Source organism: Kordiimonas marina, assembly GCF_023006325.1.
Classification (GTDB): Bacteria; Pseudomonadota; Alphaproteobacteria; order Sphingomonadales; family Kordiimonadaceae; genus Kordiimonas; species Kordiimonas marina.
Genome location: NZ_JAINDF010000003.1, coordinates 395,116 through 412,351, shown reverse-complemented (window position 1 = coordinate 412,351; position 17,236 = coordinate 395,116). Strand labels below are relative to the sequence as shown.

At 61.2% G+C, this 17,236-nt stretch carries 15 protein-coding genes; 12 read left to right on the top strand and 3 right to left on the bottom strand.

Annotation, left to right across the window (positions count from 1 at the left end; genetic code table 11):
• Position 1 precedes the first annotated feature (1 nt).
• The 3 genes from K6118_RS08360 to K6118_RS08350 all read right to left on the bottom strand — a co-directional run bounded on the left by K6118_RS08360 (position 2) and on the right by K6118_RS08350 (position 3,259).
• Positions 2-886, bottom strand: a complete 885-nt coding sequence (locus tag K6118_RS08360) for an acyl-CoA thioesterase (RefSeq protein ID WP_247119788.1) — start codon at positions 884-886, stop codon at positions 2-4.
• Positions 887-931: 45 nt separating this feature from the next.
• Positions 932-1,711, bottom strand: a complete 780-nt coding sequence (locus K6118_RS08355) for a class II aldolase/adducin family protein (RefSeq protein WP_247119787.1) — start codon at positions 1,709-1,711, stop codon at positions 932-934.
• 114 nt (positions 1,712-1,825) lie between these two features.
• Positions 1,826-3,259 (bottom strand): MATE family efflux transporter, encoded by a 1,434-nt coding sequence (locus tag K6118_RS08350; RefSeq protein WP_247119786.1) that lies wholly within the window; start codon positions 3,257-3,259, stop codon positions 1,826-1,828.
• Between the two features lie 312 nt (positions 3,260-3,571).
• On the opposite strand from K6118_RS08350, the gene K6118_RS08345 reads away from it, so the two are divergent.
• From K6118_RS08345 to K6118_RS08290, 12 genes are all read left to right on the top strand, one after another.
• The gene (locus K6118_RS08345) at positions 3,572-4,741 is read left to right on the top strand and encodes an acyl-CoA dehydrogenase family protein (protein WP_247119785.1); all 1,170 of its coding nucleotides are present in this window, start codon (positions 3,572-3,574) and stop codon (positions 4,739-4,741) included.
• A gap of 18 nt (positions 4,742-4,759) precedes the next feature.
• Positions 4,760-5,896, top strand: a complete 1,137-nt coding sequence (locus K6118_RS08340) for an acyl-CoA dehydrogenase family protein (protein ID WP_247119784.1) — start codon at positions 4,760-4,762, stop codon at positions 5,894-5,896.
• Between the two features lie 3 nt (positions 5,897-5,899).
• Positions 5,900-7,630: a class I adenylate-forming enzyme family protein gene (locus K6118_RS08335; RefSeq protein WP_247119783.1), complete on the top strand. Its 1,731-nt coding sequence runs from the start codon at positions 5,900-5,902 to the stop codon at positions 7,628-7,630.
• A 20-nt stretch (positions 7,631-7,650) separates the two neighbouring features.
• The gene (locus K6118_RS08330) at positions 7,651-8,889 is read left to right on the top strand and encodes an acyl-CoA dehydrogenase family protein (protein WP_247119782.1); all 1,239 of its coding nucleotides are present in this window, start codon (positions 7,651-7,653) and stop codon (positions 8,887-8,889) included.
• Between the two features lie 18 nt (positions 8,890-8,907).
• Positions 8,908-9,696, top strand: a complete 789-nt coding sequence (locus tag K6118_RS08325) for an SDR family oxidoreductase (protein ID WP_247119781.1) — start codon at positions 8,908-8,910, stop codon at positions 9,694-9,696.
• A gap of 110 nt (positions 9,697-9,806) precedes the next feature.
• Positions 9,807-10,271: a MaoC family dehydratase gene (locus K6118_RS08320; RefSeq protein ID WP_247119780.1), complete on the top strand. Its 465-nt coding sequence runs from the start codon at positions 9,807-9,809 to the stop codon at positions 10,269-10,271.
• Positions 10,272-10,331: 60 nt separating this feature from the next.
• Positions 10,332-11,252: an SDR family NAD(P)-dependent oxidoreductase gene (locus K6118_RS08315; RefSeq protein ID WP_247119779.1), complete on the top strand. Its 921-nt coding sequence runs from the start codon at positions 10,332-10,334 to the stop codon at positions 11,250-11,252.
• Positions 11,253-11,263: 11 nt separating this feature from the next.
• Positions 11,264-12,445 carry an acetyl-CoA C-acyltransferase gene (locus tag K6118_RS08310; RefSeq protein WP_247119778.1) on the top strand — a complete coding sequence of 394 codons (1,182 nt, stop codon included), beginning with the start codon at positions 11,264-11,266 and terminating at the stop codon, positions 12,443-12,445.
• A gap of 68 nt (positions 12,446-12,513) precedes the next feature.
• A complete protein-coding gene (locus K6118_RS08305; RefSeq protein WP_247119777.1) occupies positions 12,514-13,488 on the top strand; it encodes an NADPH:quinone oxidoreductase family protein in 975 nt (324 codons plus the stop codon).
• Positions 13,489-13,605: 117 nt separating this feature from the next.
• Positions 13,606-14,685 (top strand): glycosyltransferase family 2 protein, encoded by a 1,080-nt coding sequence (locus tag K6118_RS08300; RefSeq protein WP_247119776.1) that lies wholly within the window; start codon positions 13,606-13,608, stop codon positions 14,683-14,685.
• Positions 14,678-16,000 carry an NDP-hexose 2,3-dehydratase family protein gene (locus tag K6118_RS08295; RefSeq protein WP_247119775.1) on the top strand — a complete coding sequence of 441 codons (1,323 nt, stop codon included), beginning with the start codon at positions 14,678-14,680 and terminating at the stop codon, positions 15,998-16,000. Before K6118_RS08300 ends, K6118_RS08295 begins: the two co-directional genes overlap by 8 nt.
• Before the next feature lie 148 nt (positions 16,001-16,148).
• Positions 16,149-17,216: a patatin-like phospholipase family protein gene (locus tag K6118_RS08290; RefSeq protein ID WP_247119774.1), complete on the top strand. Its 1,068-nt coding sequence runs from the start codon at positions 16,149-16,151 to the stop codon at positions 17,214-17,216.
• Positions 17,217-17,236: the final 20 nt, after the last annotated feature.

Genomic DNA, 17,236 nt, shown 5'->3' with positions numbered 1-17,236 from the left:
GTTACTTGTCGTCGTCTTTCTTAAGGCGGAGCAGGCTTTCCTGCGCGACGGAGGCGAGCAGGCGGCCATCGCGGGCATACATGGCGCCGCGCGCAAGGCCGCGGCCTTTGCCGGTCCAGTAGCCTTCGGTCTTGTAGTAAATCCACTCATCCACGCGGATACGGTCGCGGTGGAACCACATGGCGTGGTCCAGGCTCGCCACGGTCTTGAGCCGGGCATCGCGCGGGATCATGGCGTGGGGGCGGAGGTTCGAGGACAGGAAGGCGAAGTCGGAGACATAGGCCAGCAGGCGGGCGTGCAGGTCACGGTCATCGCTGACCGGTTCCTTGAGCTTGAGCCAGTAACCGGAAACCGGGTCCTTCGGCTGAAGGTTTTCCAGGTCCATGCGGTCGACCGAGCGCATTTCGAACGGCAGGAAAGGCTTGTTCTTGGGCGCCTTGCCGACGGCGCGCAGGATGCGGGAGTAATATTCCTCGTCATCCTCCAGCTCCTCAGGCTGGGGCACTTCCGGCATGTCGATCTGGTGGCTGACGCCGTCTTCGCCGACATGGAAGGAGACCGAGATGGAGAAGATCGCCTCGCCATTCTGGATCGCCACCACGCGGCGGGTGACGAAGCTGCGGCCGTCCCGGATCGGGTCGACATCATAAATGACCGGCAAATCGGCGATACCCGGGCGCATGAAATAGCTGTGCAGGCTGTGGAGCTTGTATTTCGGGTCCACGGTCGCGGTGGCCGCTTCCATGGCCTGCGCCACGATATGGCCGCCGAACACATGGCGGTTTGGCCACTGGTTCGGGGTCCCGCGGAACAGAAGCCTGTCCAGCTGTTCGATCTTCAGGCTCTGAATAATCGGGCCGTCGACAGTTGAATTTTCGTCGGTCATAAAATGCCTTATGTGATGCCTTCGTGCTTAATGAAGGCTGTCTTATCAGTCCCGGAAGCTCGGGTCCAGCCGGTCCATTTTCCGAAGCAGCGCAGGCCAGACCAGATTGTCGGCACCGTTCGCGCCAGCCACCACCCGCACGTCACGGAGCGCGTTGCTGATGGCTTCCTCGCTGGGCTCATGGATCTTGGCGCCGGAGGATTGGGTCAGGATCTGGATCTTGCAGGCTTTTTCGAGGAAATACATGGACTCGAACGCCTTGGCGATGGAACTGGCGGCGGTCAGCGTGCCGTGGTTCCTCAGGATCAGGCAGGTCTTGGTGCCGAAGTCGGCGACCAGGCGCTCCTTCTCACCGTCATTGACTGCGAAGCCTTCATAGTCGTGATAGGCGACCGACATCCAGGCCGGGATCGCGCTTTGGCACGTGGGCAGAAGGCCGTGTTTCTGGTTCGACACCGCGATGCCGTAATCGGTATGCAGGTGCAGGACGCACTGGGCATCCTCCCGCGCGGCATGGATGGCGCTGTGGATCACGAAGCCCGCAGCATTCGGGATGAAAGGCGTGTCCAGAAGCTTGTTGCCATTCAGGTCCACCTTCACGAGACTTGAGGCGGTGATCTCCTCAAACATCAGCCCCAGGGGGTTGATGAGGAAATGGTGGTCACTGCCGGGCACCCGCGCGGAGATGTGGGTATAGATGAGGTCGTCCCAGCCGAAATGGGCGACAAGCCGGTACGCGGCCGCGAGGTCCACCCGCGTCTGCCATTCTTCAGCCGAAACCTTGTCCCGGACCGACGGTATATCAAGCAAGCCTGGTTTAGCCATTTTCCCCTCCATTGGCTGCCCCGTGGCCATGGGTGGCCTGGGGCGCGTTTCATATGAAAGTGTAGGGCGAATTGCCGGGCCGTCCAAGCGGCGATGACAAATTTGTCAGGAAGCCTAGCGGGACAGGCCGCCGTCGTCCTTGTGGTCATGGCTGCGCTTGAAGAAGAAGCGGCGCACGCTTTCGCGGCTGAGGCCCGCAATGGACTGGAGCGGCAGCGGCGCGCGGCCGCGCCCGGCCTCGATCCAGCGGCCGGAGCGGAAGCGCAGGATCAGCATGGTGGACTTGATCATATAGTCGACGATGATGACCGCATACATGGCCTCTACCGGGCCGCCATAATGGACCACCATGGCGCCGACCGAAAGCCGCCCGAGGATCATGCCGGTGAAGGTGACCAGAAGCGGATAGCGGGTGTCACCGCTGCCCCGGAGCGCGCCGCCGATGGCGAACTCGACCGCCATCATCGGCTGCACAAGCGCGAGGATCAGGATGAAATATTCGGTATAGTGCCGCACCTCGGCGTCGGTGGACAGCAGTTCCGCGAGCGGGACGCGGAGGAGGACGGTGATGACCGCAAGCACGGTCATGCCCATGATGGCCAGCCGCATGGCCGCCCAGCCGCTTGCCATCGCCGCCTTCGGGTCGCCCGCGCCCAGCCGCTGCCCGGCGAGCGTGGCGCTCGCCACCCCGAAACCGAGGCCCGCGGTGATGCACACGCTCAGGATGGCGATACCGATGCCGTAAGCGGCGAAGGAGGCGGTGCCGTAACCCGCCAGCAGGATCATGAAGGCCAGGAAGCTCGCCTGGATGAAAGCCTGTTCGATGGCGGCGGGGGCGCCGATGTCGATAAGCTGCTTGATGCGCGCGCGCTCGAACGCTGCCTTGGGCTTGGGCGTCAGGATATAATGGCGGCGTAGCCAGCGGACAGCGAACCAGATGACGACCAGCCCCTGGCCGAAAGCGGTCCCCCACGGGATGCCCTTGACGCCGAGCGCGGGCAGGCCGAACGTCCCGTGGACAAGGATGTAGGAGCCGGCGATGGCAACTGTGGTGCCTGCCGCGGTAAAGCGAAGCGGCCGGACGACATCGCCGATCGCGCGGAAGGCGGTGGCGATGGTCAGCATCAAAGCGAACACGATATTGAGGAGGCTGGCCGGGCGGATATAGTCCACAGCCAGTTTGGCGGCGGTTTCGTCCAAATGGAACAGGCCGGCTATATGCGGCGCGAAAGCATAAACGACACTGCCGAGCGAGAGCGAGATCAGCACCGCGAGCGTGAGCGAGCTTGTGGTGGCGGCGGAGGCCTCTTCGGCATCGTCCGCGCCCCAGGCCCGGGCAACCATCGCCGTGGTCGCGACCGACAGCGCCATCGTCGCCGCCATCAGGAGGAAATGAACCCGGCCGCCGGTCACGACGGCCGCGCTGGCGTCCGGGCCATAGGGTGCGATGATCCACAGGTGCGCGAACGAGATGGAGGTCATCAGCACATTGCTGATGATGTTCGGCCCTGCAAGCTGCCAGACGGTCTGATAGGAGAATTTCGCCATAAATGCCGGTGCGTGCCGCGCCGTTCCTGTCCCGTGGTCCCTGTTAGGTATCATAGTAGGGCAGAGGCCTTTCCTGACCAGAAGCTTTTTCCGGGACCCAACTGGGCGTTTGTGTCGCAGCTTGGACGAAAAGCCAAGCTACAGCCTATGGTTAGGGGGTGTTTGGGGGCTTATGTCCGGGTCGGTCGCTGAAAAAATCCATACAAGAAAGTTGGGTGCTTACCTTGAAGCCGGACCAAACCGCCTTAAACATCATCCTTGATTTAGTTGCGTCCGTAACGTCGGACCGGGAATTTTAGGGAGAGATGGGATATGAGCGACCTGGAGCAGTTCCGCCAGGAGACGCGGGCATGGCTTGAGGACAATTGTCCGGCATCCATGCGCAAACCGGCACAAGGCGAAGCCGACATCTGCTGGGGCGGCCGCCGTTTCGAATTTCAGTCCGAAGACCAGAAGCTGTGGCTTGAGCGCATGGCGTCGCGCGGTTGGACCGTGCCGACCTGGCCCAAGGAATATGGTGGCGGCGGTCTCTCGAAAGACGAGAACAAGATCCTCGGTGAGGAAATGCGCCGCATTAAGGCACGCTCGCCGCTTACCTCCTTCGGTATCTGGATGCTTGGCCCGGCGCTCCTGAAGTTCGGCACCCACGAACAGAAGCTGGAGCACCTGCCCAAGATTGCCCGCGGCGAAATCCGCTGGTGTCAGGGCTATTCCGAACCGAACGCGGGCTCGGACCTCGCATCGCTGATGACCAAGGCCGAGGACAAGGGCGACTATTACCTGATCAACGGCCAGAAAATCTGGACCAGTTATGCCGACAAGGCCGACTGGATCTTCTGCCTGGTGCGCACGGATTTCTCCGCCACCAAGCATACCGGCATCAGCTTCATCCTGTTCGATATGGAATCGGAAGGCGTCAGCACCAAGCCGATCAAGCTCATCTCCGGCTATTCGCCTTTCTGCGAAACCTTCTTTGATGACGTGAAGGCCGACAAGAAGAACCTGGTGGGTGAGGTCAACAAGGGCTGGACCATCGCCAAATACCTGCTGACCCACGAACGCACCGGTATTGGCGACATGGGCCTGCCGACGCCGCTGAGCGCCATCGCCCGCGACAAGCTGGGCCTTGAGGACGGCGAACTCGCCGACACCATGCTGCGCCATCAGATCGCGGAACACGAAATCGACGCTGCCTCCTTCATGTTCACCATTGAACGCGCGAAGGACCAGGCCAAAGCGGGCGGCGACATGGGGGCTTTCTCCTCCATGCTGAAATATTACGGCACCGAACTGAATAAGGACCGGCATGAACTGATCCTGAAAGTGAACGGCTCCGAAGCGCTCGAATGGGAGGGTCAATTCTCCAATAATGGCGAAATCGCCCGCAGTTGGCTCCGGACCAAGGCCAATTCGATCGAGGGCGGCACCACTGAGGTGCAGCTCAACATCATCGCAAAACGTATTCTCGAATTGCCGGCCTGAGTGGGGGAGTATTAACACATGGCACTCATTCTCAATGAAGAACAGCAGCTCCTGAAGGAAACGGCCGACGGTTTCTTTGCCGATAAGGCACCGGTCAGCCAGCTCAGGAAGCTCCGCGACGATAAAGACGAAACCGGCTATTCGAAGGACCTGTGGCAGGAAATGGCCGAAATGGGCTTCGCCGGGCTCCTGGTTGATGAAGACAATGGCGGCACTGGCTTCGGCTATGTCGGCGCCGGTGTGGTGGCGGAAGCCATGGGCCGGACGCTGGCCGCGTCGCCGTACCTCGCCAGTGCGATCGTCGGCGCAAGCGTGGTTGAGGCTGCGGGCAGTGATGCCCAGAAGGCCGAGCTTCTGCCCGCGATTGCGTCGGGCGAGACGGTTGTCACGCTCGCGATTGACGAAACCGCCCACCACGGCCCTGAAAAGACCGCGCTCAAGGCCGAAAAGGCCGGGGGTGGCTACAAGCTCAGCGGTCTCAAGACCTTCGTGCCCGAAGGCCATGTGGCCGATAAGGTGATCGTGCTGGCGCGCACGTCCGGCAAGGCCGGTGAGCGGGACGGCCTCAGCCTGTTTCTGGTGGACCGCAAGGCCTCGGGGCTGATTGTCGACCGCACGGTGATGACCGACAGCCGCAACTGGGCCAAGATGACCTTCGAAGGCGTTGCCGTCGGTGCGGATGCGCTGATGGGCACGGAAGGCAAGGGCATGGACGCGCTTGAAGGTGCGCTCGACCGCGCCCGCATCGTTGTCGCGGCCGAGCTTCTCGGTATTTCCCAGCAGTGCCTGGATATGACCGTGCAATATCTGCAGGAACGCAAGCAGTTCGGCGTGCTGATCGGCTCCTTCCAGGGTCTCCAGCACCGCGCGGCGGAGCTGTTCAGCGAGATCGAGGTCTCGCGCTCGGCGGTCCTCAAGGCGCTTCAGGTGGCGGACGCGGGCGGCAATGTCGGCTGGTTCGCGAGCCTCGCCAAGGCCAAGGCCAGCAAAACCGCGGAACTTGCCACCAATGAAGCGATCCAGATGCACGGCGGTATCGGCATGACCGATGAGTTCGACATCGGCTTCTATATCAAGCGTGCCCGCGTGCTCCAGAACCTCTATGGCGGCTTCAATTATCATGCGGACCGCTTCGCGGCCCTGTCGGGGTATTGAGCCATGGGAGCGTTTGACAATCTGGACCTGCCTGCCGTCGACCCGGCCACACCGCTTGATCAGGTGATCGGCATGATGACCCGTGAGGGCATGCCGTTCGCGACCAAGCAGGAGGAAATCGGCGGCATCACCCATACGGTGTTTGCCAACCAGCCGCCAAGCCTCAGGGAAGCCTTCATGATGTTCCTGGGCCATGGTGACAAGGAATTCATGGTTTACGGCGACGACCGCATCACCTTCACCGAAACCGTTTCCCGGGCGTCCATGCTCGCTCAGGCGCTTGTGGATGATTACGGTGTCAAAAAAGGCGACCGGGTGGCGCTTGCCATGCGCAACTATCCCGAATGGGTGCTGAGCTTCATGGCGATCACCGCGGCGGGTGGGATCGCCGTCCTGATGAACGCCTGGTGGAAGGAAGAGGAACTTGCCTGGGCGATGCAGGACTGCGGTGCCCATCTGGCCATCACCGACGGTGAGCGCGCGAAGCGGATGCTGCCGGCGGCCGAGAAGGACGAGTTCCAGATCATCGTCGCGCGGGACGCTTTTGAACCCCACGAGCGGCTGCATGATTTTGCGTCCTTGTATGAGGGCAAGAAACCGCTCACCTGGCCGACGGTCGAGCTTGCGCCCGATGACCCGGCAATCATGCTTTATACCTCCGGCTCCACCGGTTTCCCGAAAGGGGCGCTTTCGACGCACCGCGCCTTCATCAGCGTGCTGATGAACTGGGTGACGATTGCGCTGTCCCTGAAGATGCTTGGCCGCCTGAATGCGGACCCGGATTTCCAGCCGGTGATGCTGGTGGCCGTGCCTTTCTTCCATGTGACCGGGCTTCTGCCGGTGCTGTTCGTCTCCGCGACGGTCGGCCGCAAGGTGGTGCTGATGCACAAGTGGGACGTGGAAGAAGCCTTCAAGCTGATCGAACGCGAGGGCGTGACCGCCTTTACCGGCGTGCCGACAATGTCGTTCGAGATGGCGTCGTCGCCGCTTCGGGAGAAATACGATCTCTCGACGCTCGTCGATATCGGCGGCGGCGGTGCTGCGCGTCCGCCCGAGCATGTGCGCCTGATCCGTAAGGCCTTCAAGGAAAGCAACCCCGGTATTGGCTATGGCCTCACCGAGACCAACTCGATGACCGCTGTGCTGTCGGGCGATGAATATGTCGACCGGCCGACAAGTGTCGGCAAACCGACGCCGCCGATGATCCATGTCACCATCCGTGACGCGGACGGCAACGAAGTGCCGCAAGGCGAACGCGGTGAGGTCTGCATTAAAAGCGCGACCAACTTCCGGGAATATTGGAACAAGCCGGACGCCACCAAGGCGGCCTTCTTCCCAGACGGCTGGTTCCGGTCTGGCGATATCGGCTATCTCGACGAGGAGGGCTACCTCTATGTCGTCGACCGGCTGAAGGACATCATCATCCGCGGCGGTGAGAATATCAGCACACTGGAGGTTGAAGCCATCCTGCACGCCCATCCGTCGGTTGAGGATGTGATGGTGTTCGGCCTTCCCGACCCGCGCCTTGGCGAGATCGTCGGGGCCGTGGTGGTAACAAGTGATCCGAATTTATCTGCGGAAGACCTGATCAAGGATGCGGCGCAGCACCTGGCCAGCTTCAAACTGCCGGAACAGCTTTGGCTCACCACCGAGCCGCTGCCGCTCATTGCTTCCGGCAAGATCGACCGCAAGGGCATCCGTACCCATTATCAAGAAATCTGGCAAAGCGCCTGACGTAAGAGAGGAATTTCCCCATGTCTATGGACCTAGGCCTGACCAAAAAAGGCGAAGAACTGCGTGACCGTATTCGGGCTTTTATCGACAACAAGGTGTTGCCGGTTGAAGATGAATATCATGCGGAGGTCGGCACCACCGGCAACCGCTTCGAATTCACGCCGCGTATGACCGAAATCCTCGAAAACCTGAAGGACGAGGCCCGCAAGGACGGCCTGTGGAACTTCTGGCTGACCGGGTCGGAAAACGGCTACGGCCTCACCACGGTCGAATATGCGTATCTGGCTGAGGAAATGGGCCGCTCTCACCTGGCGGCGGAAAGCTTCAACTGCTCCGCGCCCGACACCGGCAACATGGAAGTGATCGAACGCTACGGTACGCCCGAGCATAAGGAAAAGTGGTTGAAGCCGCTGCTTGAAGGCAAGATCCGTTCGGCTTACCTGATGACCGAGCCGGAGGTTGCTTCTTCGGATGCCACCAACATTTCCATGAGAGCGGTGCTCGACGGCGACGAATATGTCCTGAACGGTGAGAAATACTGGGCCTCGGGCGCCGGTGATCCGCGCTGTAAGATCTATGTCACCATGGTCCGCACCGGCGACGATGACGCCCCGCGCCATAACCGCCACAGCATGATCCTGGTCGAAGCCGGCACGCCGGGCATCGAAGTCCTGCGCCCGATGATGGTGTTCGGTCATGACGATGCGCCACACGGCCATATGCATATCCGCTTCACCAACGTGCGTGTACCGAAGGAAAACCTGGTCCTCGGCGAAGGCCGCGGTTTCGAGGTTTCCCAAGGCCGCTTGGGCCCGGGCCGTATTCACCACTGCATGCGCTCGATCGGCGCGGCGGAACGCGCGCTTGAGCTTCTGATCAAACGCTCGCTGTCGAAGGAGGCCTTCGGCCGTCCGCTTGTGAAGCTTGGTGCCAACTATGACATCATCGCAGAAGCCCGGATCGAGATTGAGATGGCACGTCTCCTGTGCCTGAAGGCCGCCCACATGATGGACACCATCGGGACCCAGGCCGCCCAGCCTTACATCAGCCAGATCAAGGTTGTGGCCCCGCGGATGGCGCTGAAGGTGATCGACGAAGCCATGCAGATGCACGGCGGGCAGGGCATCAGCCAGGACTTCCCGCTCGCCAGCATGTGGCACGGCCAGCGGACGCTCCGCTTCGCCGATGGCCCGGATGCGGTGCACCGCATGGTGATCGCCCGGACCGAGCTTAAAAAATACCGCTCGAACAAGGTCTAGGAACGAAGGGGGCAGGGCATGGATCTTTCCACGCTATATGACATCAAGGGCAAGGTCGCGCTGGTCACCGGGGGTGGCTCCGGTATCGGCTCCATGGCGACCGAGGCCCTCGTGCGGGCCGGTTGCAAGGTCTATATCGCCTCGCGTCGGCTGGAAAGCTGCGAGGCCGTGGCCGAGGAGCTGAACGCCGTCGGCCCGGGCACGGTGACGGCCTTGCAGGCGGACCTTTCGACCGCCGAAGGCACCGAAAGCCTCGCCGCGCAAATGGCTGAGCGTGAGCCCTGCCTCCATATTCTTGTCAACAACTCGGGTATGACCTGGGGCGCGCCGTTTGAAGAGTTCCCGCGCCAGAAGTGGGATGACGTGTTCCGCCTGAATGTGACGGCGGTCGCGGACCTGACCCGGCTTCTGCTACCGCTGCTCCAACGCGCGGGCACGGATGAGGACCCGGCCCGGGTCGTCAACCTCGGTTCTGTCGTCGGCACGCGGCCTGTCTCCAACAGCGCCTACAGTTACGGCGCCAGCAAGGCGGCGGTGCATCACCTGACCAAAATCCTGTCGAATGAGCTGGCGGGGCGGCACATCACCGTGAACGCCATCGCACCGGGCCCGTTCCCGAGCCGCATGATGGCTTTCGTCACCGATAACCCGGAACGCCGGCGTCAGCAGGAGGAGCGGGTGCCGCTCGGCCGTGTCGGTACGCCCGAGGATATCGCAGGGGTGTTGATTATGCTGACCTCCCGCGCGGGCAGCTATATCACCGGCGGTATCATTCCGCTCGATGGTGGCATTGCGGCCTTGCCTTGATGTGAGGCCTATGAAATAAATTTGTGCAGTGCAGCATAGACTTTGTGCGCACGCGATATAGATGAGACAACACGGGGGCCCGAAACGGGCCGGAATTGCAGGAGGATGAAATGGCGGTCGTCGTTTCGAAAGACAAGCTCAAGGATTATATCGGCAAGGAAATCGGCGTGTCCGACTGGTTCAAGATCGACCAGGAGCGCATCAATCAGTTTGCGGATGTCACGCTCGATCACCAATATATCCATGTTGACCCGGACCGCGCAGCCAAGACCCCGTTCGGGTCCACCATCGCTCACGGCTTCCTGACCCTGTCGCTGACTCCATACCTCGCTGCTGATGCTTCGATCGGTATCGAGGGCGCGGTCATGGGTATCAACTATGGTTCGGACAAGGTGCGTTTCATGAATCCGGTAAAGGTGAACAGCGAAATCCGCGCCCGGTCCACGCTGTTGTCGGTTGAGGAAAAGCCCGGAAATCGCTTTCTTCTCAAGACCCAGTTGACCATCGAGATCAAAGGTGAGGAGCGCCCGGCGCTCATTGCTGAATGGCTGACCATGCAGGTTCTTCCGAGCTAAGGCCTTAGCCAAATTCAAGAATTAGCGATCCAAGCTTATAGACTATTTGGGAGTTTCAAGATGAGCATTCGTTATGATGATCGTGTCGCCATTGTCACCGGCGCCGGTGGCGGCCTCGGCAAAAGCCATGCGCTGGCACTAGCCGCGCGCGGTGCCAAGGTGGTGGTGAACGACCTTGGCGGTGACGTTCACGGTGTGGGCGGCTCGTCCGCTGCCGCCGAAGCGGTGGTGAAGGAAATCATCGACGCTGGCGGTGAAGCCATTGCGCACGGTGCCAACGTCTGCAAGGCGGACGAAGTTGAGGACATGGTCAAAAAGGCCATGGAAAAATGGGGCCGGGTCGACATTCTGGTCAATAACGCCGGGGTGCTGCGCGATAAGACCTTCGTCAAGATGACGCTGGATGATTTCAACTTCGTCGTTCAGGTCCACCTGATGGGCTCGGTTACCTGCACCAAGGCGGTGTGGGAAATCATGCGCGAGCAGGGCTACGGCCGTATCGTCATGACCACGTCGTCCTCGGGCCTGTACGGCAACTTTGGTCAGGCCAACTATGGCGCGGCCAAGATGGCTGTTGTCGGTTTCATGAACACGCTGTGCCTTGAAGGCGCCAAGTACGGTATCAAGGTCAACTGCCTGGCGCCGACGGCGGCCACGCGCATGACCGAAGACCTGTTGCCGCAGGCGGCGCTTGATCTCCTGACGCCGGAGTCTGTAACCGCAGGCCTTCTGACGCTGGTGGATGACGAGGCTCCCAACCGCACCATCCTGTGCGCGGGTGCAGGCGGTTATGCCCGCGCTGTGCTTTATGAAACCGAGGGTACTTTCCTCCCCGTGGACGCGCAAACGCCTGAAAATGTGCGCGCCGCCCTCGAGCAGATTAACGACCCGACCGGCCAGCAGGAATTCACCCAAGGCGGTCAACAAACCATGAAATTCCTCGGCAAGGCTGCGGCCGCTGCCGGTGTTAAAATCGGATAAGGAACAAAACCATGCGTGAAGCAGTCATCGTATCAACGGCACGGACGCCGATCGGCAAAGCCTATCGCGGGTCTCTCAATGCCACCCTGGGCCCGAGCCTCGGCGCCCATTCCATCGAACATGCGGTCAAACGCGCGGGCCTCGAAGGCGGCGAGATCGAAGATGTGGTCTGGGGCAGTGCGCTGACCCAAGGGTCGCAAGGCCCGAACATCGGCCGTCTGGCCGCCCTGCGCGCCGGCCTGCCTGTTACCGTGTCGGGCATGACCATGGACCGTCAGTGTTCGTCGGGCATGATGGCGATTGCCACCGCCGCGAAGCAGATCATCTCGGACGGCATGGACATCGCCGTCGGTGGCGGCCAGGACAGCATCTCGGTCGTCCAGAACGAGCATATGAACCGCTATATGGGCGTGGATAAAAGCCTCGTCGCCATGCACAAGGACGTCTATATGCCCATGCTGCAGACGGCCGAAATTGTCGCCAAGCGCTATGGCATCAGCCGTGAAGCCATGGACGAATATGGCTTGCGCTCGCAAGAGCGTACGGCTGCTGCCCAGCAGGCTGGCAAGTTCGACGATGAGATCGTGCCGATCACCACGCAGATGGGCGTGATGAACAAGGAGACCAAAGAGGTCACCTTCCATGAAGTCACCCTGTCGAAAGACGAAGGCAACCGGCCTGAGACCACCCTTGCAGGCCTGAACGGCCTCAAGACCGTGATCGAAGGCGGTACCATCACGGCAGGTAACGCCAGCCAGCTTTCGGATGGCTCGTCGGCTGCGGTGCTGATGGAAGCCAAGACCGCCGAAAAACGTGGCCTCGCGCCTCTCGGCATCTACCGCGGTATCGCGGTTGCGGGCTGTGAGCCGGACGAGATGGGCATTGGTCCCGTCTTCGCTGTGCCGAAGCTTCTGGAGAAGAACGGCCTCAAGATGGATGACATCGGGCTGTGGGAGCTGAACGAAGCCTTCGCCGTGCAGGTGCTTTACTGCCGTGACAAGCTCGGTATCCCGGATGAGCTTCTGAACGTCAACGGCGGTGCCATCTCCGTTGGTCACCCCTACGGCATGTCGGGTGCGCGCATGGTTGGCCATGCGCTCATCGAAGGCAAGCGCCGCGGCGCCAAATATGTTGTCTGCACCATGTGTGTCGGCGGCGGCATGGGTGCGGCTGGCCTGTTCGAAGTCGTATAAGCTACTCAAAACAAAGGGGGCAGGGCAGCCGCCTTGCCCCTTCTTTCATTCCTGTGGGGAGACGGATCATGAAGGCAGTCGTATGCCATGAACTTGGTATGGCCGACAAACTGAAGGTCGAGGACATGCCGGAGCCCAAGGCGGGCAAGGGCGAAGTCCTGATCGACATCAAGGCCTCGGGGCTTAACTTCCCCGATGTGCTGATCATCCAGGGCAAATACCAGTTCCAGCCGCCGCTGCCGTTCATTCCGGGCGGCGAAGGCGCGGGCATCGTGCGCGAGCTTGGCGAAGGTGTCACCAATGTGAAGGTCGGTGACCGGGTGATCTTCTTCCACCAGACCGGCGCATTCGCCGAGGTGATCGCCGCACCCGCCGCGACGCTGGTGCCGATCCCGGACAAGATGTCCTTCGAGGTCGCGGCCGGTTTCACCATTACCTATGCCACCAGCTATCACGCGCTCAAGCAGCGCGCCAATATCCAGCCGGGTGAAAGCATCCTGGTGCTTGGCGCCGCGGGTGGTGTCGGCCTTGCGACGGTTGAGCTTGCCAAGGCCATGGGCGCCAAGGTGATCGCGGCCGCCAGCACCGATGAGAAGCTCGAGGTCTGCAAAAAAGCCGGCGCCGATGAGGTCATCAACTATTCCACCGAAGACCTGAAGGCGCGGGTGAAGGAACTCACCGGCGGTAAGGGCGTGGATGTGATCTACGACCCGGTCGGCGGCGACTATACTGAAGCCGCGCTCCGCACCATGGCGCCGGGCGGGCGTCTGCTGGTCATCGGCTTCGCGGCCGGCGATATTCCGAAGCCGCCGCTCAATCTGTGCCTTCTGAAGCAGTGCGCCATCGTTGGCGTCTTCTGGGGCGCATGGGCGCGCGCCAACCCCGCGGGTCAGATGCAGAATATGCAGGAGATGTTCGCGCTGTTTGATACGGGCAAGATCGACCCGCTGGTCAATGACATCTTCAGCCTTGACGACGTTGAGGCGGCTTACGCCTGCCTCACCGAACGCCGCGCCAAGGGCAAGGTGGTCCTGAAGCCTTGATGGTCGGGACTTTCAGATTAGAAGGGGCGCTACCTTGGCGGGTGGCGCCCCTTTTCGCTTGTGGGCCTGCAGTTCTAACCCTATGTTGCATAAAGTTTTATGTATTGGCCTCCTGGCATGCCCGCTGTCACGATCGTAATTTCCACCTATAACCGGCCTGAACTTCTGCGGCACACCATCCAGTCCGTGATGGCGCAGACCTTCGAGGACTGGATCCTTTTGGTCGTTGGCGACTGCTGCAGTCAGGAAACGGCCGACATGATGGCCGAAATCGATGATGAGCGGGTCTTTTACCACAATCTGTCTGACCGATGTGGCGAGCAATCCGGGCCAAACAGCGCAGGCTGGACAGCCGCTGAAACCGACTATGTCGCCTTCGCGAACCATGATGATATCTGGTTGCCGCACCATCTGGAGGTGGCACGGGGCGTTTTGGAAAAAGGCGATGTCGATTTTTACTGTGGCGCCTCTGTCCTGACATCGCTGGCGCTTATTGATGGCGCTGAGGAGGAAAGGCCCGTCTGCTGGGAGGTTACGCCGTCCGGGCGGACATACGAGCAGGCCTTCTTTAACCGCCCAGCGGTGTTCGAGCCGATTTCAAGCTGGGTCATGCGGCGGACGCTTCTGGACCGTGTCGGCGCTTTCTGGCCCGCGGCTCAGCTTCACCGTACGCCGCTTGAGCATTGGATTATGCGGGCAGGCCGTGCGGATGTCCCTACCTACTTCGCCGAGCAGGTCACCAGCATCTATTGCAATGCCGAGAAGAAGAAATGGCACCGGTCGGAAAAGGGCGAAAAGCTGTATGGCTTCTCGGATACCGAGGGTGCTTTCTGGTTGGACAGGTTCCGGGGAATGGATGGTCCGGCAATTGAAGCCCTGATCGCCGAGGAAATCAGCCGTGTGCAGCGGCGCGGGACCTTCTTCAGGCATGGCTATGCGCAGGCGGATAAAAAATGGCTGTTTGAAGCGCTCCTGACACCTGAAACAGCGCGGATTTTCTACGAATGTGGTTGGGACGCCTATGACAAGGCCTGCGAGCTTTCAGGCTGGGGTAAAGGCTGGGGGATGGCGCATATGCTGAAACGCAGGACAGGGGAAGACCTCAGGGTCCGTGTCTCCTGGCGGGAGGTGTCGCTTGCTTGCCGCAAGGCGCTGGCCGCTGACCCGCGTTGGCGGCGGATGAACGGTCATGCTTGAGTGGCTGGGCGAGCAGCGCAACAGCTGTGGGATGCGCTACAGGCCGATCCCTTTTTCGGAAAGCCTTGAATGGGCCTGGGATGACGGTCGGTTGCGCCACAGGACAGGGGGATTCTTCTCGCTCGAAGGTGTGGAGGTCTCCGCCCGGCATCCTTCGCTCGATGGTTGGCGCCAGCCGATCATCAATCAGCCTGAAGTCGGCATTCTCGGGTTTGTGCTGGTGGGTACGCCTGGAAGTTACCGTTGGCTTGTGCAAGCCAAGGCCGAGCCCGGCAACGTGGGCGGTGTCCAGCTTGCCCCAACGGTTCAGGCGACTTACAGCAATTATACCAGGCGTCATGGCGGGGCTGAAACATGCTATCTCAGCCATTTTCTAGAGGACGCGGATAGCTTGGTGAGCGACAGCCTCCAGTCGGAGCAGGGGACGCGCTTCCTGCGCAAATTCAACCGCAATGCGGTGCAGCATGTTGGCGAAGCCCCTGATGTTGCAGGGGCTTCCTTCACCTGGATGCGGTCGGGCGAGCTTCGTGCTGCGCTTGCGGATGATTATACCGTCAACACCGATGCGCGGTCCGTGCTCGTCACCGCGCCATGGCTGTTTCTTGCCCGCGGCGAGACACCGTTCGACAACCCGGCGGCCCATGCTTTGTTCGGGCAATCGCTCGCGGCTTCCTATCTGCGGCAAGCGGACCCATGCGCCTTGTTGGCAAAGCTGAAGGCGGGGCTTGATGATCTGCGGCAGCGGCTGGCCCTCACGGTCAGCTCCTGCAGCCTGCTGTCGCTCGGTGGGTGGCGGATCACGGATGGGTCGCTTCGGGCTGAGACGGGCGCGGGGGCGCTTGAGGTCTGTCACTACGCCGTTGAAGCTCCGAATCGGGAGCGCCCAGCCTGGGACCAACCGCTGGTTCAGTCACGGGAGGCGGACGAGGTCATCCTCTTTTGCCAGAAACACGAGGGTGTCATGCGCTTCATGGTTCGCCCCTGTTTCGAAGTTGGCCTGACCGGGGGTGTAGAGTGGGGCCCCAGCTATAAACGCGAATCCCTGCTTGCCCAGCCGGATTGGCTGCAGGCCCTGGTTGCCTCAGGCGATTGGCGGACGCTCATCAGCGCCGAGCAGTCCGACGAAGGCGGGCGCTTCATGCTGTCCCGCTGCCGCTACAGGGTGGCGGAAGTCCCGGTGGACTGGCAAAGGCCGACCGACATGGATGACATCATATGGCTGACAGCGGCTGAGCTGGAGCAGGTGGCAAGGGTGTCGGGTTTTCTGACAAATGAGGCCCGCTCGGCCCTCTCACTGTTGCTGAGTCTGGCCTAAGACGGGCAAGGCTAGGGCTTGCCTTCGGGATAGATTGGCGTCATTTAACCCATTCCTGATATTTCTGGACTGATCGGTCTTGAAAAGTCTGGTGTGTCCGCTATTTTCATCGCCACACCCGCCCATGGGCGGCCTTTTGGGGAAAGTCATGCAGGCTCTGCGCCTTATCGCCGGGAAGACAGCACGCAAACGCATTGAGGAGGAAGGGTTAAGCCCAGACCTCGTGCGCATGGTCGTTGGCGCGTCCGGCGGACCGAAATGGCTGTGCCTGCGTGGGCTGGACCAATTCGTATTCGGCGATTGGCTGGCGGCTGCCGAAGGGCCGATTGACTTGGTCGGGTCCTCGATCGGCGCCTGGCGCATGGCGTGTGCCGCGCATCCTGAGGCGGGCGAAATTTTCAAGCGTTTCGAGGAGAATTATTTCCTGTTCCGGAAGGAGGACGGCGCGACGCCTGAAGCGGTGACCAGTTCCTCATACGCGATCCTCGAACGCTTCCTGGGGCCTGAGGAGTGTGAGGCCATCGTCTCCAACCCCAAGCGGAACCTGAATATCGTGGCTGTCCGCTGTTTGGGCGCGACCGCGAGCCAGTCGCGTTTCTTCGAGGGCGCGGGGCTTCTGGCGGCTGCGGCGGCCAATGCCGTGCACCGGCCGCTTCTGAGCAATTTCTTCCAGCGCGCGGTTTTCTATACCGGGGCTGATGTGGCGCAGAGCGCGGCCTGGAACGATTTCGACCGGCTCGACGTGCCCTTGAAGGCCTCGGCGCTCCATGACGCGCTGATGGCTTCGGGCTCGATCCCCTTCGTGGTGGAAGCCGTGCGTAACATCATGGGGGCGCCCGAAGGCAGCTACCGCGATGGCGGCGTGATCGATTATCATTTCGAGGTGCCGTGGCAGTATGACCGCGGCATCGTTCTGTATCCTCATTTTTACGGTCATCTGGTGCCGGGCTGGTTTGACAAGGCACGCACCAGCCGCCGCGTGCATGGCGACGTCCTGGATGAACAGCTTATCCTGGCGCCGACCGACGAGTTCGTCGCGTCTCTGCCATACGGCAAGATACCGGACCGTAAGGATTTCAGCGACCTGGAAGACGATGAGCGCTGGCCCTACTGGCGCACGGTCATCGAGGAAAGTTACCGCCTGGGTGACGAATTCCAGACGCTTCTTGAAAAGCCGGATGAGCTGATGATGAGGCTTGAACCGGCACCAGAATAATGAACTAATGAAGGTTCGTG

Coding starts and splice junctions, on each gene's coding strand:
- K6118_RS08360 (WP_247119788.1), bottom strand. CDS start 886: ATGACCGACGAAAATTCAACTGTCGACGGCCCGATTATTCAGAGCCTG.
- K6118_RS08355 (WP_247119787.1), bottom strand. CDS start 1,711: ATGGCTAAACCAGGCTTGCTTGATATACCGTCGGTCCGGGACAAGGTT.
- K6118_RS08350 (WP_247119786.1), bottom strand. CDS start 3,259: ATGGCGAAATTCTCCTATCAGACCGTCTGGCAGCTTGCAGGGCCGAAC.
- K6118_RS08345 (WP_247119785.1), top strand. CDS start 3,572: ATGAGCGACCTGGAGCAGTTCCGCCAGGAGACGCGGGCATGGCTTGAG.
- K6118_RS08340 (WP_247119784.1), top strand. CDS start 4,760: ATGGCACTCATTCTCAATGAAGAACAGCAGCTCCTGAAGGAAACGGCC.
- K6118_RS08335 (WP_247119783.1), top strand. CDS start 5,900: ATGGGAGCGTTTGACAATCTGGACCTGCCTGCCGTCGACCCGGCCACA.
- K6118_RS08330 (WP_247119782.1), top strand. CDS start 7,651: ATGTCTATGGACCTAGGCCTGACCAAAAAAGGCGAAGAACTGCGTGAC.
- K6118_RS08325 (WP_247119781.1), top strand. CDS start 8,908: ATGGATCTTTCCACGCTATATGACATCAAGGGCAAGGTCGCGCTGGTC.
- K6118_RS08320 (WP_247119780.1), top strand. CDS start 9,807: ATGGCGGTCGTCGTTTCGAAAGACAAGCTCAAGGATTATATCGGCAAG.
- K6118_RS08315 (WP_247119779.1), top strand. CDS start 10,332: ATGAGCATTCGTTATGATGATCGTGTCGCCATTGTCACCGGCGCCGGT.
- K6118_RS08310 (WP_247119778.1), top strand. CDS start 11,264: ATGCGTGAAGCAGTCATCGTATCAACGGCACGGACGCCGATCGGCAAA.
- K6118_RS08305 (WP_247119777.1), top strand. CDS start 12,514: ATGAAGGCAGTCGTATGCCATGAACTTGGTATGGCCGACAAACTGAAG.
- K6118_RS08300 (WP_247119776.1), top strand. CDS start 13,606: ATGCCCGCTGTCACGATCGTAATTTCCACCTATAACCGGCCTGAACTT.
- K6118_RS08295 (WP_247119775.1), top strand. CDS start 14,678: ATGCTTGAGTGGCTGGGCGAGCAGCGCAACAGCTGTGGGATGCGCTAC.
- K6118_RS08290 (WP_247119774.1), top strand. CDS start 16,149: ATGCAGGCTCTGCGCCTTATCGCCGGGAAGACAGCACGCAAACGCATT.